The 14084-nt window shown below is 64.2% G+C and carries 17 protein-coding genes; 6 read left to right on the top strand and 11 right to left on the bottom strand.

Annotated elements, in window-relative coordinates:
* Positions 1-1013: cytochrome b N-terminal domain-containing protein (locus tag J0I79_RS31950; RefSeq protein ID WP_292869148.1), on the bottom strand; the 1013-nt coding region annotated here is incomplete at its 3' end.
* A 17-nt stretch (positions 1014-1030) separates the two neighbouring features.
* Positions 1031-1591, bottom strand: coding sequence for a ubiquinol-cytochrome c reductase iron-sulfur subunit (gene petA / locus J0I79_RS31945; RefSeq protein WP_275917587.1), 561 nt, complete (start codon positions 1589-1591; stop codon positions 1031-1033).
* 314 nt (positions 1592-1905) lie between these two features.
* On the opposite strand from petA, the gene J0I79_RS31940 reads away from it, so the two are divergent.
* Entirely contained in the window at positions 1906-2250 is a 345-nt protein-coding gene (locus J0I79_RS31940; protein ID WP_292869143.1) for a cupin domain-containing protein, read from the top strand.
* A 30-nt stretch (positions 2251-2280) separates the two neighbouring features.
* Here the strand turns inward: J0I79_RS31940 and J0I79_RS31935 are convergent, their stop codons facing one another.
* The 5 genes from J0I79_RS31935 to J0I79_RS31915 are packed head-to-tail and all read right to left on the bottom strand — an operon-like array spanning position 2281 to position 7380.
* The gene (locus J0I79_RS31935) at positions 2281-2592 is read right to left on the bottom strand and encodes a DUF6665 family protein (protein ID WP_292869140.1); all 312 of its coding nucleotides are present in this window, start codon (positions 2590-2592) and stop codon (positions 2281-2283) included.
* Position 2593: 1 nt separating this feature from the next.
* A complete protein-coding gene (locus J0I79_RS31930; protein WP_292869133.1) occupies positions 2594-3061 on the bottom strand; it encodes a GNAT family N-acetyltransferase in 468 nt (155 codons plus the stop codon).
* 3 nt (positions 3062-3064) lie between these two features.
* Positions 3065-4948 (bottom strand): ABC transporter ATP-binding protein, encoded by a 1884-nt coding sequence (locus J0I79_RS31925; protein ID WP_292869130.1) that lies wholly within the window; start codon positions 4946-4948, stop codon positions 3065-3067.
* On the bottom strand, positions 4945-6831 hold the full coding sequence (locus J0I79_RS31920) for an ABC transporter ATP-binding protein (RefSeq protein WP_292869127.1): 1887 nt from the start codon (positions 6829-6831) through the stop codon (positions 4945-4947). Before J0I79_RS31920 ends, J0I79_RS31925 begins: the two co-directional genes overlap by 4 nt.
* 27 nt (positions 6832-6858) lie before the next feature.
* Positions 6859-7380, bottom strand: coding sequence for a hypothetical protein (locus tag J0I79_RS31915; RefSeq protein WP_292869123.1), 522 nt, complete (start codon positions 7378-7380; stop codon positions 6859-6861).
* 283 nt (positions 7381-7663) lie between these two features.
* Between J0I79_RS31915 and J0I79_RS31910 the strand changes: the two genes are divergently transcribed.
* Together J0I79_RS31910 and soxR are read left to right on the top strand one after the other, a co-directional pair.
* The gene (locus tag J0I79_RS31910) at positions 7664-8122 is read left to right on the top strand and encodes a tRNA (cytidine(34)-2'-O)-methyltransferase (RefSeq protein WP_292869120.1); all 459 of its coding nucleotides are present in this window, start codon (positions 7664-7666) and stop codon (positions 8120-8122) included.
* A gap of 161 nt (positions 8123-8283) precedes the next feature.
* On the top strand, positions 8284-8730 hold the full coding sequence (soxR, locus tag J0I79_RS31905) for a redox-sensitive transcriptional activator SoxR (RefSeq protein WP_275917542.1): 447 nt from the start codon (positions 8284-8286) through the stop codon (positions 8728-8730).
* On the opposite strand, the gene J0I79_RS31900 is transcribed toward soxR, so the two are convergent.
* Entirely contained in the window at positions 8727-8984 is a 258-nt protein-coding gene (locus J0I79_RS31900; RefSeq protein ID WP_013893458.1) for a hypothetical protein, read from the bottom strand. The two genes, soxR and J0I79_RS31900, sit on opposite strands and share 4 nt — an antisense overlap.
* A 172-nt stretch (positions 8985-9156) precedes the next feature.
* Between J0I79_RS31900 and hemF the strand changes: the two genes are divergently transcribed.
* Together hemF and J0I79_RS31890 are read left to right on the top strand one after the other, a co-directional pair.
* Positions 9157-10071 carry an oxygen-dependent coproporphyrinogen oxidase gene (gene hemF, locus J0I79_RS31895; protein WP_292869112.1) on the top strand — a complete coding sequence of 305 codons (915 nt, stop codon included), beginning with the start codon at positions 9157-9159 and terminating at the stop codon, positions 10069-10071.
* Positions 10072-10234: 163 nt separating this feature from the next.
* Positions 10235-10420: a DUF1059 domain-containing protein gene (locus tag J0I79_RS31890; protein WP_137932436.1), complete on the top strand. Its 186-nt coding sequence runs from the start codon at positions 10235-10237 to the stop codon at positions 10418-10420.
* A 29-nt stretch (positions 10421-10449) separates the two neighbouring features.
* Here J0I79_RS31890 and J0I79_RS31885 read toward each other — a convergent pair whose 3' ends face one another.
* From J0I79_RS31885 to J0I79_RS31875, 3 genes are read right to left on the bottom strand one after another with little or no spacing between them, the layout of a single operon-like run.
* A complete protein-coding gene (locus J0I79_RS31885; RefSeq protein WP_292869107.1) occupies positions 10450-11715 on the bottom strand; it encodes a CCA tRNA nucleotidyltransferase in 1266 nt (421 codons plus the stop codon).
* The gene (locus J0I79_RS31880; RefSeq protein WP_292869151.1) at positions 11712-12344 is read right to left on the bottom strand and encodes a CoA pyrophosphatase; all 633 of its coding nucleotides are present in this window, start codon (positions 12342-12344) and stop codon (positions 11712-11714) included. The genes J0I79_RS31885 and J0I79_RS31880 overlap by 4 nt, the downstream gene beginning before the upstream one ends.
* Complete coding sequence (locus tag J0I79_RS31875; protein WP_292869105.1) at positions 12344-12973, bottom strand: DUF1285 domain-containing protein; 630 nt, start codon at positions 12971-12973, stop codon at positions 12344-12346. The genes J0I79_RS31880 and J0I79_RS31875 overlap by 1 nt, the downstream gene beginning before the upstream one ends.
* Before the next feature lie 157 nt (positions 12974-13130).
* Here J0I79_RS31875 and J0I79_RS31870 point away from each other — a divergent pair.
* Positions 13131-14084, top strand: a 954-nt coding sequence (locus J0I79_RS31870; protein WP_292869103.1) for a MoxR family ATPase, incomplete at its 3' end; no start/stop codon positions are given.

Below are 14084 nucleotides of genomic sequence, written 5' to 3'. Positions count from 1 at the left end.
CGCACCTTGGAGGTGTCGAGCCACGGCACCAGGAACAGCATGGCGATGGCGCCGAACATGCACAGCACGCCGCCGAGCTTGGAGTTGATCGGCCCGATGTTGAAGGTGATGGCGCGCAGGATCGCGTAGAACGGCAGGAAGTACCATTCCGGCACGATGTGGGCCGGCGTCTTCAACGGGTTCGCCACGATGTAGTTGTCGGCGTGGCCGAGATAGTTCGGCAGGAAGAAGATGAAATAGGCGAAGAAGAACAGGAACACGATCATGCCGAACGCGTCCTTGATGGTCGCGTAGGGGGTGAAGGCGACGGTATCGGTCTTCGACTTGACCTCGATGCCGGTCGGGTTCGACTGGCCCACCACATGCAGCGCCCAGATGTGCAGCACGACGACGCCGGCGATCATGAACGGCAGCAGGTAATGCAGCGCGAAGAAGCGGTTCAGCGTCGGATTGTCGACGGCAAAGCCGCCCAGCAGCAGCTGCTGGATCCAGTCGCCGACCAAAGGAATGGCGCTGAAGAAGCCGGTGATGACGGTGGCGCCCCAGAAGCTCATCTGGCCCCAGGGCAGCACATAGCCCATGAAGCCGGTTGCCATCATCAGGAGGTAGATGATGCAACCGAGGATCCACAGCAGTTCGCGCGGCGCCTTGTAGGAGCCGTAGAACAGGCCGCGGAAGATGTGGAGATAGACGGCGATGAAGAAGAACGAAGCGCCGTTGGCGTGCATGTAGCGCAAGAGCCAGCCGGAATTGACGTCGCGCATGATCTTCTCGACCGAATTGAAGGCGAGAGTGCTGTCCGACGTATAGTGCATCGCCAGCACGATGCCGGTCACGATCTGCGAAACCAGCATGATCGACAGGATGCCGCCGAACGTCCACATGTAGTTGAGGTTGCGCGGCACCGGATAGGAGACAAAGCTGTCATGGATCAGCCGCGGCAGCGGCATGCGGGCGTCGAACCAGCGTTCGATACCGGTCTTGGGCGTATAGGTCGAGTGTCCCTCGCTCATCGAAATATCCCCCTGCCTCAACCGATAAGGATTTTGGTATCGGACGTGAACTTGAATACCGGGATCGCCATGTTTTCCGGCGCCGGGCCTTTGCGGATGCGGCCGGCCGTGTCGTATTGCGAACCGTGGCACGGGCAGAACCAGCCGCCGAAATCGCCTTCCTGGCCGAGCGGGATGCAGCCCAGATGGGTGCAGACCTGAACCATCACCATCCAGGCTTCCTTGCCGGGCGTGGTGCGGTTGGCGTCGGTCGCCGGCGCGTCGGACGGCAGGTTGGCGTTACGAGCGATCGGGTCCTTGAGATCGGAGAGGCTGACGGCCTCGCCGTCCTTCATTTCTTTCTCGGTGCGGTTGCGCACCACGACCGGCTTGCCGCGCCATTTGACGATCAGCGAACTGCCGGGCTGCAGCGAGGAGACGTCGACCTCGACCGAGGCGAGCGCCAGCGTCGAGGCATCGGGGCGCATCTGGTCGATGAACGGCCATGCGACGGCACCGGCGCCGACCACGGCGGCCATGCCCGTGGCGACGTAAAGAAAATCTCGACGATTGGGATCGTGGATGTCGGTTGCGCTCACGGGTGCCTGATCCTTTCGCCTCTTCCGCGCCGGTGGCCGAGCCTTGTTCCCCGCTCAATAACGCCAACCCGACAGCGCATGGCAAACAGGCTAGCGAATTCCTCCGGCATTTGGACTTCGGTTTATGCGTGAAGCCCGTTTTTGTCCAGACGGGTGAAGGCACAAGGGCAGATTGTCGCGGGGACAAAATCCCCTATTGCACGGCAAGACGGCAAATGGCCGCCAAAGGCGGTTAAACAACCGGGAAACATCAGCAAATCCGGTGCCCGTCTTTGCCTCGACATGGCGGGCCGGCGTGATCTATTCTGGACGTCATGGCGCATGTCATCGATCGCGAGGAATGGGCTGTTCGCTCCGACCATTGGAAGGGCGAACTGCAATGCGGCGCCTACGGTTCCAACTCCTGCCTGATCTTCAACTATCTTCCCGATGTCGGCGGCGGCCCGCGGCTGCACTCCCATCCCTACGCGGAGATCTTCATCATCCGCCAGGGAACCGGGCTGTTTACGGTCGGCGACCAGGAAATAGAGGCCGGCGCCGGCCAGATCGTCATCGTGCCGGCCGACACGCCGCACAAATTCACCAATCTCGGCCCCGGACCGCTGGAAACGACGGATATCCACGAGAACGGCAGCTTCATCACGAAATGGCTGGAGTGATTCCCGGGACTATTCCGGGACGGACATGCCCTACGCCGCGCCCAGCCTGACCAGCACTGCCCTGGGGATGTTGTATTCGCGGATGACGGCATCGTGCTTTCGAAGCCCGCAGAGTTCGCGCTGGATGAAATAGGCGTGAACGGCGACGGCGGCCTCCTTGAGCAGTCGGGCACGTAATGCCTCGTCGGCATTGTCCCGCAACCGGGCCAGCGTCTCCTCGACCTTCTGCCCGGCACGTCCAAGGGCTGCCGCCTTCTCGGCCAGTATTTCATGGCCGAGCGCGTCGAAGGCGACCTCGGCGGCCGAGGCGCCGGTATAATTGGATGGTGGACGCAAGGACATTTCAGCCGCCTTTCGCTGGGATCATGCGGTGGGTGACGAACTCTTCGCCTTCCACGCGCCGAAAGCCAAGCCTTTCATAGAAACCGAAGGCTTCCTCCGGCGCACGGGTGTTGAGCACCCTGAAATAGCGGCCCGCCCTGTCGACGACGGTCTCTACCAGCATGCGGCCGACCCCGGCGCGGCGGTGACGCGCGCCGACGAACAGGTGCCGGACGCGGCCATGATCCCGGCCCTCGAAATAGGGATCGATGTTGAGCCCGCACACGCCGGCAAGCTCGGCGCCATGCCATGCCCCGAACAGCGCCTCGCCGCGTTTCAGGAACCTGTTGCGGCCGCTTACCCAGCCATCGGCCAGCCGCACCAGCATCCAGTAGCCTTCCAGCCGGCTCTCTTGTTTCAATGCCTCGAAGGCCGGGATGGACGGCCGCAGCCGCTTGAGCACGTAACCGGCCTCCAGCGCCCCGCCCATGCCCTACTCCGCCGGCCGCGTCTCTTCGAGCACGCTTTCCTCGTGATAGAGAAAACCGCCCGACTGCCGCTTCCACAGCCGCGCATAGAGCCCGTCGAGCGCCACCAGCTCGTCATGCGTGCCCTGCTCGACGATGCGGCCGCCGTCGAGCACCACCAGCCGGTCGAGGGCCGCGATCGTCGACAGGCGGTGGGCGATGGCGATGACGGTCTTGTTCTCCATCAGCCGCGTCAGATTCTCCTGGATCGCCGCCTCGATGTCGGAATCGAGCGCCGAGGTCGCCTCGTCGAGGATGAGGATCGGCGCATCCTTCAGGAACACGCGGGCGATCGCCACGCGCTGGCGCTGGCCACCGGACAGTTTGACGCCACGTTCGCCGACAAAGGCCTCGTAGCCCTGGCGGTCCCTGTTGTCGCGCAGACCCAGGATGAAGTCATGCGCCTCGGCCTTCTTGGCCGCCGCGATCACCTGCGCGTCCGTGGCATCGGGCATGCCGAGCTTGATATTGTCGCGCAGCGAACGATGGAACAGCGCGGTTTCCTGGCTGACGACGCCGATATTGGCGCGCAACGAATTCTGCGTCACACCGGCGACATTCTGGCCATCGATGGTGATGGAGCCGCTTTCCAGGTCGTAGAGCCGCAGGATCAGATTGGCGAGCGTCGTCTTGCCCGCGCCAGACGGGCCGACCAGCCCGACCTTTTCGCCCGGCTTGACGACAAGGTCGATGCCATCGAGCACGCCGAACCCCTTGCCGTAATGGAATTCGACGTTCTTCACGTCGATGCGGCCGCCGGTCACGACCAGTTCCTTGGCGTCTGGCGCGTCGACGAGGCCGAGCGGCTGCGAGATCAGCGCCTTGGAGTTCTCCAGCACGCCGAGATTCCGCAGGATGCCGTTCATCTGCATCATCAGCCGGCCAAGCAGCATGTTGAGCCGCAGCACCAGCGACAGGGTGAAGGCGACGGCGCCTACGGTGATCGACCCTTCCAGCCACAGATAAACGGCAAAACAGCCGATCGCCGTGATCATGATGCCCGACAGCGTCGTCAGCGCCATGCGCACGCCGGTCAGCCGGCGGGTGAAGGGACGCAGCGCGTCGAGATAGATGTCGAAGCCGTTCCTGATATAGCGGTCGTCGCCGTCGGCCGAAAACAGCTTCAGCGTCTGCACGTTGGAATAGGAATCGACGATGCGGCCATTGATCATCGAGCCCGCCTCGGCCGTCGCCTCGGCATGCTTGCGGATAGCCGGCAGGTAGAGCCTGGCCAGGAAACCGAAGGCCACGATCCAGACCACAACCAGCACCGCCAGCCTCAGATCAAGCCCGGCGACCAGCGCCAGCGTGGTCACCGTATAGACGATCATGAACCAGACGACCTCGATGAAGCTTTCCATCAGGTCGCCGGTCGCCTGCCCCGCCTGCCAGACCTTCGTGGCGATGCGGCCGGCGAAATCGTTCTGGAAGAAGGCGTAGGACTGGCGCGAGACATGCCGGTGCGCCTGCCAGCGCACCAGATTGTAGAAGCCCGGCGTGATCGTCTGTTCGTCGACCAGCGCCGACAGGCCGACGACCAGCGTGCGGATCACCAGCACCACCGCGACCATGAACACCAGTTCGGGGCCGGCCGCGGTCCACAGCGCATGCCAGCTACGCTCGCCGGGAAGCTGGTCGAGTATGTCGACCAGCCGCCCGACGAAGTAGAACAGGCCCGCCTCGACCAGCGGGGCGATGCCGCCGATGACCAGCATGGCGAAGAAGGCGAACTTCGCCTGGCCGACATAATGCCAGATGAAGCCGCCGACGCTTGCCGGTGGCCGGAGATTCGCCGGCTCCCTGAACGGATAGACCCAGTTCTCGAACCAGCGATAGACGGCTGTCATCATTCGGCAGCTTGGCCCTTTGCTATGGCGTCATTGGCGACCTCGGCCGGGATATCCTCGAGCAGGAACCCGCCGGACTGGCGCTGCCAGAGCTGCGCGTAGAGCCCGCCCTTGGCGACCAGTTCCTCGTGCGTGCCTTCCTCGATGATGCGGCCCTGATCCATCACCACCAGCCTGTCCATCGCCGCGATGGTCGACAGCCGGTGCGCGATGGCAATGACGGTCTTGCCCTGCATGAGCTTGTAGAGGTTCTCCTGGATGGCCGCTTCCGCCTCCGAATCCAGCGCCGACGTCGCCTCGTCAAGGATAAGTATCGGCGCATCCTTCAACATAACGCGAGCGATGGCGATGCGTTGCCGCTGGCCGCCGGACAGTTTGACGCCACGGTCGCCGACATGGGCGTCGAATCCCTTGCGGCCGTTATGGTCCGAAAGGCCGCCGATGAAGTCGAGCGCCTCGGCCCGCCGCGCCGCCTCGAGCAGCATTTCCTCCGAGGCTTCCGGCCGGCCATAGAGGATGTTGTCGCGCACCGAGCGATGCAGCAGTGAAGTATCCTGCGTCACCATGCCGATCTGCGACCGCAGCGAATCCTGCTTCACGCCGGCGATTTCCTGCCCGTCGATCAGGATCCGGCCGGCTTCGAGGTCGTAGAAGCGCAGCAGGAGGTTGACCAGCGTGGATTTGCCGGCGCCCGAGCGGCCGACAATGCCAACCTTCTCGCCCGGCTTGACCGACAGCGACAGGTTTTCGATGACGCCCTTCTGCTTGCCATAGTGGAAGTGGATGCCCTCGAAGCGGATATCGCCTTTGGAAACGCCGATCTCCTGCGCGCCCGGCCTGTCCTCGACAAGACGCGGCAGCGAGATCGAGGTGATGCCGTCCTGCACCGTGCCGATATTCTCGAACAGCGCCGACATTTCCCACATGATCCATTGCGACATGCCCCACATTCTGAGCACCAGGCCGATGACCACGGCGACCGCGCCGATGCTGACTGCCTGGCCCAGCCACAGCCACAGCGAAATGGCGGTGACCGAGAACAACAGCAGCGAATTCAGGATGTAGAGCGAGCCGAACAGCACGGTGACCAGCCGCATCGACCGGTAGACCGTGTCGAGGAAGCCCAACATGCCCTCCTTGGCGAAGGAGGCCTCGCGGCGCGCATGGGAAAACAGCTTGACGGTCTGGATGTTGGAATAGCTGTCGACCACGCGGCCGGTCATGGTCGAGCGCGCATTGGCCTGCTCCTCGCCGACCTTCCCCAACCGGGGAATGAAGAAGCGCAGCAGCAGGATATAGCCGACCAGCCAGACGCCGAGCGGCGCGGCCAGCCGCCAGTCCGCCGAGCCGACGATGAACAGCATGCCCAGGAAATAGACGATGACGTAGTTGAGCACGTCGAGCACCTTGATGACGCATTCGCGCACGGCGAGCGCGGTCTGCATCAGCTTGGTGGCGATGCGGCCGGCGAACTCGTCCTGGTAGAAGCTCATCGACTGCTTGAGCAGGTAGCGGTGCACCTGCCAGCGTATGCGCATGGGATAATTGCCCATCAGCGTCTGCTGGTTGAGCAGCGAATGCACCCACACGGTTCCAGGCAGGGCGAACAGCACGATGAAGGCCATTCCGGCGAGCTTCCAGCTCTCGGTCTGCAGGAAGGTTTCGCGGTTCGCCGCCGACAGCCAGTCGACGATCTTGCCGAGGAAGCCGAACATCCACACTTCCGCGATGGCGATAGCCGTCACCAGCACCGCGTCGGTCAGGATATAGGGCCAGGCGCCGCGCGTATAATGCAGGCAGAAGGCAACCAGCGTCTTGGGCGGCTCGACCGGCTCCGCTGCCGGAAACGGATCGAGCCTTCTTTCAAACCAGTTAAACAACAACATAGGTCATGCTCATTATCTGTTTTCCGCTTACGCGGCGTGGCGATGGACGTGATCCTCGGACCGCATGGCGCCGAGGGCCGACGCTCCGGAATCATCCGGGGCGTCGGCCCTGCTTCGCGCAATATAGGGGCTCGCGGGCTTTTCGCCGACAGGCTCTTTCGCCGATCCTGACGATGCGGTGTCCACAACCCGGATTTTCGCGCCGGGCCGGATCAGCCGCATGATGCGGCGCACCAGCGACGGCCGGCTCGGATCGGGAACCGCGCGCGAGAAATCGACATCGGGCAGCATGCCGCGATGCGGACGGCGGCGCGTTTCGGCGTGCATGGCCGTCGAATAGGTGTCGCCGACCAGCAGCGCCCAGGTCGGCAGGCGGTGGATATGCAGGCTCCTGGAGCCCGGTATTCTGTAGGGATCGAACATGGGTCCGTCCTCCGTGTTGAAATAGAGATAAAACGGGTGGTCGACATCATGCCGCGGGATCGGCGGCGTATCGGTCGGGACACGTTGGGGCGGGGCGTCAGGCCCCTTTTTCAGCTTGAAAAACATCGCAGGATTCCTTCGAAGACCAGAAGATGGTTTCGGCGGAACTCGGTGCGGAAGCGTCTAAAAGATCAGGAGAAACGTCGTACCGAAACCGCCGGGGCGCAGGTAAGCCCACCGGTGGGGCGCTGGATGTGCATGGTCATCATGAAATACCCCTCCTACGGTTCGGGTTGACAATGCGGCTCGTATAAACGCATTCGCAGGAGATGGCCAGCCTGAAGTCCAGCAGCCGCCAAAACGACCATGCCCCTGTGGCCGATCCGCCACTTATTAGAAGGATGCGAAAATGAACGACCGTTTCCGCATCGCCCTCTACCAGCCGGACATTGCCGGCAATACCGGGACGATCCTGCGCCTGGCCGCCTGCCTCGGCCTTGGCGTCGACATCATCGAACCGGCCGGCTTTCCGCTCTCCGACAAGGCGCTCAAACGCGCCGGCATGGACTACCTCGAAATGGCGGCCTTGACCCGGCATGTCGACTGGAACGCCTTCGAGGACTGGCGCGGGGCGCGGTCTCGCCGGCTGGTGCTTCTGTCGACCAAGGCCACCGCCCCTTACACCGGCTTCACCTTCGCCGAGGGCGACATCCTGCTTTTCGGCCGCGAATCCGCAGGCGTGCCGGATACGGTCCATCAGGCGGCGGATGCCCGGCTGACCATCCCGATGCAAGGCGCCGCGCGCTCGATCAACGTCGCGCTGTCCGTCGCCATGGTCGCGGGCGAAGCCATCCGGCAACTCGGATAGGATCGGCCTCGCGTCGACCGCGCGATGCTTGCCATCGCCGGCGGCGGCGGTTTCTCCTGTCATTCTCACCCAGGCGCACATCGCCTTCTCCTGTCATTTGCTCACTCCGCATTTCTTCGCTACAACCTCAACTTAAGTTGAGATCAAGCGGAAAGTGGCAAATGGCTCCAGTGACGGAATTGACGGTCGGCCAGGTGGCCAGGCGCAGCGGTGTCGCGGTGTCGGCGCTGCATTTCTACGAGACGCGCGGCCTGATCCGCAGCCACCGCACCTCGGGCAACCAGCGCCGTTATGCCCGCGACGTGCTGCGGCGCGTGGCGGTCATCAAGATCGCACAGGAGGTCGGCATCTCGCTGGCCGAGATCGGCGAAGCGCTCGCCTCCCTGCCGGAGGGCCGCGCGCCGACGCGCGACGACTGGAGCCTGCTCTCGACCGCCTGGCGCGACGGGCTCGACCACAAGATCGCCCAGTTGAAGAAGCTGCGCGACGGGCTGAGCGACTGCATCGGCTGCGGCTGCATGTCGATCGACAAATGCCCGCTGAGAAACAAGGGCGACCGGCTGGCCAGGGAAGGAACAGGCGCGCGGCGGCTGCTGGTGGGGTCCTAATCCGCCGCAGGCAGGCGCCTGATGGTGAACTCGATCAGGTCACCCGGGCGCTCGAACCAGCTTTCGATCTCGGTCCAGTAGGCTTGCTTGGGGAAGCGCTCGAACCATTCCTTGGCCTTGAGGCGGGCGTCTGAGCGCGGCAGGACGAAGGTCTCTCGCAGAAAGCCGTCGCGCGGCATGCGCTCGCGTTCGGCTCGGCTTTGGTCGAGCCTTTTCTTCAGGCCATCCAGCGGCGGTCTCGCCGGGGTTCGCACCAGACAACTCCTTGCCCCTTGCGCATGACCCGAAATCGGCACCGGATTCCGGAACGCGCAAAACCAAAGTGACTTGACCCTTCCCCCCAAGAGATTAGGGATCGCGCCGGCAAAAGACGAGTCATTTTGTCCGGGGGGCCGGATGCGACTCGCCGACAACCGGAGACGGCACTTGGAACGACCCGAAATACCCGCTGGCCTGCCCGCCGACATCGAAGAAAAGAAAATGAAGGCCCGCCTGTGGTTCGAGGCGCTGCGCGAACGCATATGCGGCGCCTTCGAGCAGATCGAGCAGGATCTCGAGGGGCCGCTCGCCTCATGGTCGCCCGGCCGCTTCGAAAAGACCCCCTGGGAACGCGACCAGGGCAAGGGCGGCGGCGGCACCATGTCGATGATGCATGGCCGCGTCTTCGAGAAGGTCGGCGTGCACACCTCGACCGTTTATGGTGAGTTCTCGCCCGAATTCAGGAAGCAGATGCCCGGCGCCGAGGAAGACCCGCGTTTCTGGGCCTCCGGCATTTCGCTGATCGCACACCCCTGGAACCCCAACGTGCCGGCCGTGCACATGAATACGCGCCTGGTCGTCACCTCCCGGCATTGGTTCGGCGGCGGCGCCGACCTGACGCCTGTGCTCGACCGCCGCCGCACCCAGGACGATCCCGATACGGTGGCCTTCCACCGCGCCATGCAGTTCGCCTGCGAGAAGAACGCCGAGGTCGCCGACTATCCGAAATTCAAGGCCTGGTGCGACGAATACTTCCATCTGCCGCACCGCAACGAACCGCGCGGCGTCGGCGGCATCTTCTTCGACTGGCTGCATTCAGCCGAGGACAAGGGCGGCTGGAATGCCGACTTCAACTTCGTCCAGGATGTCGGGCGCTCCTTCCTGGTCGTCTACGGCCACCTCGTGCGCGCCAATTTCAACGGCAACTGGACCGACGGCGACCGCGACGAGCAGCTCATCCGCCGCGGGCGCTATGTCGAATTCAACCTGCTCCACGACCGCGGCACCATCTTCGGCCTGAAGACCGGCGGCAATGTCGCCTCGATCCTGTCCAGCCTGCCGCCGGAGGTGCGCTGGCCCTGACATGGCGCATCGGCGGGCGCACGACGCTTTGATGCAACCAGAGCGCCGCTCATGTGTTATGGTCTTTGCCCGCTCACGGACCGAAATTCCGCGCGGCGTCGGGCGGTGGGCCAAGAAAAGTGGCGGAGCCTTGATCGGCTCTACGGAGGAAAGGAGAAATCCGATGAAGGAATTCCATTGCGGGTCGCTCGTGCCCGGCTGCGAATGGCATACGCGTGCGGACGAGGAAGCCGAAGTGATGCGGCGCGCCGTCGAACACATGCGCGAGACGCATGGCGAAACCATCATTCGCGAGACGATGATCGAGGCGATCCGTTCGCGTATCCAGAAGGTTCGCGACGCAGCGTAAAGCGAACCAGCCGGTATCGGATCAAAAATCTACCCGGCGCTCAGGGCTTGCGCGGCGCGGTCGAGCAGCGCGCCGCGATCGGGCGCAAAGCCCGCCTCGATCCATTCCGCCTCGAGATTCTTGAGGATTTCGCCGAGCTTCGGCCCAGGGGTCGCGCCAAGTGCTGTCAGATCGGCGCCCTTCAGCGGAAACACGGGTTTTTCCCATTTGAGCGCGAAGGCGAGCAGGCGCGAAAAACCGCCGGCCTCGAGCAGCGCGTCATTGTCCTCGATGGCGCGGACGCGGGCGGAGGCAAGCGAAAGCCGCAAGCGGTCGACGAAACCTTGCCGGTCGCCGCGATAGAGCTTTTTGGCCAGTTCGCCCTCGGTTGTCTTGGCCGCGACGGCATCGGACTGCGCCCAATGGCGCAAACGGTCCGCCTCGCCGGTCGAAAACCGTAGCCGCTCGGCGAGCGTCTTCATGCGCGCGGCATCCGGCGGCACGATCGCCTCCAGCCGCAGCATGGGGTCGGCGCTCCAGCCGAGATCCTTTTCGGCTTTCGTCAGTCCGTGGATCGCGTCGATGCCCCATTTCTCGCTTTCGGCTAGCGCGGCGGTCAAAACGCCGGCCTGGCGCATCCACAGCAGCGCCCGCGACGGATCGGGCGCCGCCAGGAGCTTCTTCAGTTCCGACCAGATACGTTCGGCCGAAAGCTGCGCCAGCCCGTCCTTCAGCCGGGCGCAGGCCTTCAGTCCCTCGGCATCCGGCCGGCCTTCGCCATACCAGGCAAAGAAGCGGAAAAAGCGCAGGATGCGCAGGTAATCCTCGCGGATACGGGCTTCCGCATCGCCGATGAAACGCAGGCGGCGCGCCTCGATGTCGGCAATGCCGCCGACAAGGTCGACAACCCTGCCGTCCGCCTCGGCATAGAGCGCGTTGATGGTGAAGTCGCGCCGCTCGGCGTCCAGCGTCCAGTCGCGCCCGAACGACACTTTGGCGCGGCGGCCATCCGTCTCGACATCAGCGCGCAAAGTCGTGATTTCATAGGGCTTTCCGCCGGCGACCACAGTGATCGTGCCGTGCTCGATGCCGGTCGGGATGGCCTTGAAGCCTTCCGCCTCGGCGCGGCGGATTGTCTCTTCAGGCAGGCAGGAGGTGGCGATGTCGATATCGGCGACAGGCTGCCCCATCAGCGTGTTGCGCACCGCGCCGCCGGCGATCCGCGCCTCCTCGCCGCCTTGCGTGAGCACGGCGAGCAGGCGTTGCAGATGCTTGTCTTCCAGCCACTCGGCGCTGCCCGCGATCGAAACACTCAAGCATAAAGCCTTTCATAAAGCGTACGGATGATGCCGGCGGTGACGCCCCAGATGCGCCGGTCGCCGTAAGGCATGTCGTAGAAGAACCATTCGAGATCGTTCCACATGCGGCTGTCGCGCTTGTGGTTGCCGGGGTCCATGAGGAAGTGCAGGGGCACTTCGAAGGCGGCGTCGACCTCATCGGCGTTCAGGATGAGATGGAAAGGTGGCCGCACTATGCCCAGCACCGGCGCGATGCGGTAGCCGCTGCCGGCGACATAGTCGGGCATGCGGCCGATGATCTCGATGTGCTCGGCGCCAAGCCCGATCTCCTCGAAGGTCTCGCGCAGGGCAGCCGCCTCGGGGCCGGCATCGGTCGGGTCGATCGTGCCTCCCGGAAAAGCCACCTGCCCCGAATGATTGCGCAGTTTCTCGGCCCGTTTGGTCAACAGCACCGTCGCCTCGCCTTCATGGTCGACGACCGGGATCAGCACCGCCGCGTTGCGCAGCGCCTTGCCCTGGTTGAGGCGCGGATGGCCTGGATTGAAGCGATGGTCGCCATAATCGTCGCCGGCATGCGCCTGCGGCTGCGCGGCAAAGCGCGCGCGAAAATCCGCCGATGAAAACGGCGCCGACGACAGCTGGTCCATCATGCGCTGAGCCGCTCCAGCTGGTCCGCCGGCATGATCGCGAACACCGCGCCCTTGGAGCGCACCGCGAACATGGTCCTGCCGCCGATCTCGATCTCCTCGCCGTGCCCGACCAATTCATACATGACGGGCCGCGCCACCAGCGCCTCCAGCCGGCCGCGCACCAGCAAATAGGGCTTCAGGCCCCCGGTTTCGGCCTCGTCGACGAAACGCAGCGGCCGCTCCGGTCCGGCCTCGACCACGTCGCCGACATTGGTGCGGAAGGTGATGATCTGGTCGTCGCCACTCCCCGAAACGTCCATCTCGACGGCGATGAAAGGCGCATCGGCGACCCGTATGCCGACCTTTTCCACCGGCGTCACCAGATAGGTCCTGCCATCGGCATCCTTGCGCAACACGGAGGAGAAAAGCTGCACCAGCGGCATGCGGCCGATCGGCGTTCCCAGGTAGAACCAGGTGCCGTCGGCCTTGATCTCCATGTCGAGATCGCCGCAGAAGTCGGGATTCCAGCGCTCGACGGGTGCCGCACCCTTGCCGGCGCGCGCCGCGCGCGAGATCAGCGCCTCAAGGCCACGCGCCTCGGTCGCCTGCGTAAGGCTTTGTTGGCGATGTTCGTAGTGTTCGCTCATCGTCACGAAATAGTCACTGTTGTTCCGCTTGTCAGCCTAAGTCTGTGATTTAAGTTCGACCATAGGCGCCACGCGAGGCCGAATCGCGGCAACCTATGGTATGGTGCGGACCAGCATTTCCAAACCATGGTATTTCCAACCAAAGGGATGATGCGGCATGAGCGTGATGGTCAAGGAAACCCCGATCAGCGAAAAGGACATGGTCGCCGAGGCCGAGAAGGCGCTGGCCGACATTTCCAGGATCCGCGACGGGGTCGGCCGGGTCATCTTCGGCCAGGAGAATGTCATAGAGCGCACTCTGGTGGCGCTGCTGGCCGGTGGCCACGCGCTGCTTGTCGGCGTGCCGGGCCTTGCCAAGACCAAGCTGGTCGAGACCCTGGGCGTCGTGCTCGGGCTTGATTCGCGCCGCATCCAGTTCACGCCCGACCTGATGCCGTCGGACATCCTCGGCTCCGAGGTCATGGAGCAGGACGAGGCCGGCAAGCGTTCCTTCCGCTTCATCTCCGGTCCGATCTTCGCGCAATTGCTGATGGCCGACGAGATCAACCGCGCCTCGCCGCGCACCCAGTCGGCGCTGCTGCAGGCGATGCAGGAATACCATGTCACCATCGCCGGCGTCCGTCATGACCTGCCCGCGCCCTTCCATGTGCTGGCGACGCAGAACCCGCTGGAGCAGGAAGGCACCTATCCCTTGCCCGAGGCGCAGCTCGACCGTTTCCTGATGCAGGTCGACATCCTCTATCCCGAAATCGAGGCCGAGCGCCGCATCCTTCTGGAAACGACCGGTATCGAGGATGCGAAAGCCCAGAACGTGCTTCAGCCGGCACGGCTGAAGGAAATCCAGACGCTGATCCGCCGCATGCCCGTGCCCGAGAGCGTCGTCGAGGCGATCCTGACGCTGGTCCGCTCTGCTCGTCCCGGCCAGGGCAATGCGGAAACCGACAAGCACGTTGCCTGGGGTCCCGGGCCCCGCGCCAGCCAGGCGCTGATGCTGTGCACCCGCGCCCGCGCGCTCTACGACGGACGGCTGGCGCCGTCGGTCGACGACGTCAGGGCGCTGGCCGAGCCGGTGCTGCAGCACCGCATGGCGCTGACCTTCGCCGCCCGCGCC

Origin of the sequence: Mesorhizobium sp., from assembly GCF_017306585.1 — a bacterium.
Taxonomy (GTDB): domain Bacteria; phylum Pseudomonadota; class Alphaproteobacteria; order Rhizobiales; family Rhizobiaceae; genus Mesorhizobium.
This window is presented reverse-complemented; position numbering and strand designations above follow the sequence as displayed.

What these genes read in the sequence shown, in the direction of transcription:
- J0I79_RS31940 (WP_292869143.1), top strand. Translation starts at nt 1,906, where the DNA reads ATGGCGCATGTCATCGATCGCGAGGAATGGGCTGTTCGCTCCGACCAT.
- J0I79_RS31935 (WP_292869140.1), bottom strand. Translation starts at nt 2,592, where the DNA reads ATGTCCTTGCGTCCACCATCCAATTATACCGGCGCCTCGGCCGCCGAG.
- J0I79_RS31930 (WP_292869133.1), bottom strand. Translation starts at nt 3,061, where the DNA reads ATGGGCGGGGCGCTGGAGGCCGGTTACGTGCTCAAGCGGCTGCGGCCG.
- J0I79_RS31925 (WP_292869130.1), bottom strand. Translation starts at nt 4,948, where the DNA reads ATGATGACAGCCGTCTATCGCTGGTTCGAGAACTGGGTCTATCCGTTC.
- J0I79_RS31920 (WP_292869127.1), bottom strand. Translation starts at nt 6,831, where the DNA reads ATGTTGTTGTTTAACTGGTTTGAAAGAAGGCTCGATCCGTTTCCGGCA.
- J0I79_RS31915 (WP_292869123.1), bottom strand. Translation starts at nt 7,380, where the DNA reads ATGTTTTTCAAGCTGAAAAAGGGGCCTGACGCCCCGCCCCAACGTGTC.
- J0I79_RS31910 (WP_292869120.1), top strand. Translation starts at nt 7,664, where the DNA reads ATGAACGACCGTTTCCGCATCGCCCTCTACCAGCCGGACATTGCCGGC.
- soxR (WP_275917542.1), top strand. Translation starts at nt 8,284, where the DNA reads ATGGCTCCAGTGACGGAATTGACGGTCGGCCAGGTGGCCAGGCGCAGC.
- J0I79_RS31890 (WP_137932436.1), top strand. Translation starts at nt 10,235, where the DNA reads ATGAAGGAATTCCATTGCGGGTCGCTCGTGCCCGGCTGCGAATGGCAT.
- J0I79_RS31880 (WP_292869151.1), bottom strand. Translation starts at nt 12,344, where the DNA reads ATGGACCAGCTGTCGTCGGCGCCGTTTTCATCGGCGGATTTTCGCGCG.
- J0I79_RS31875 (WP_292869105.1), bottom strand. Translation starts at nt 12,973, where the DNA reads ATGAGCGAACACTACGAACATCGCCAACAAAGCCTTACGCAGGCGACC.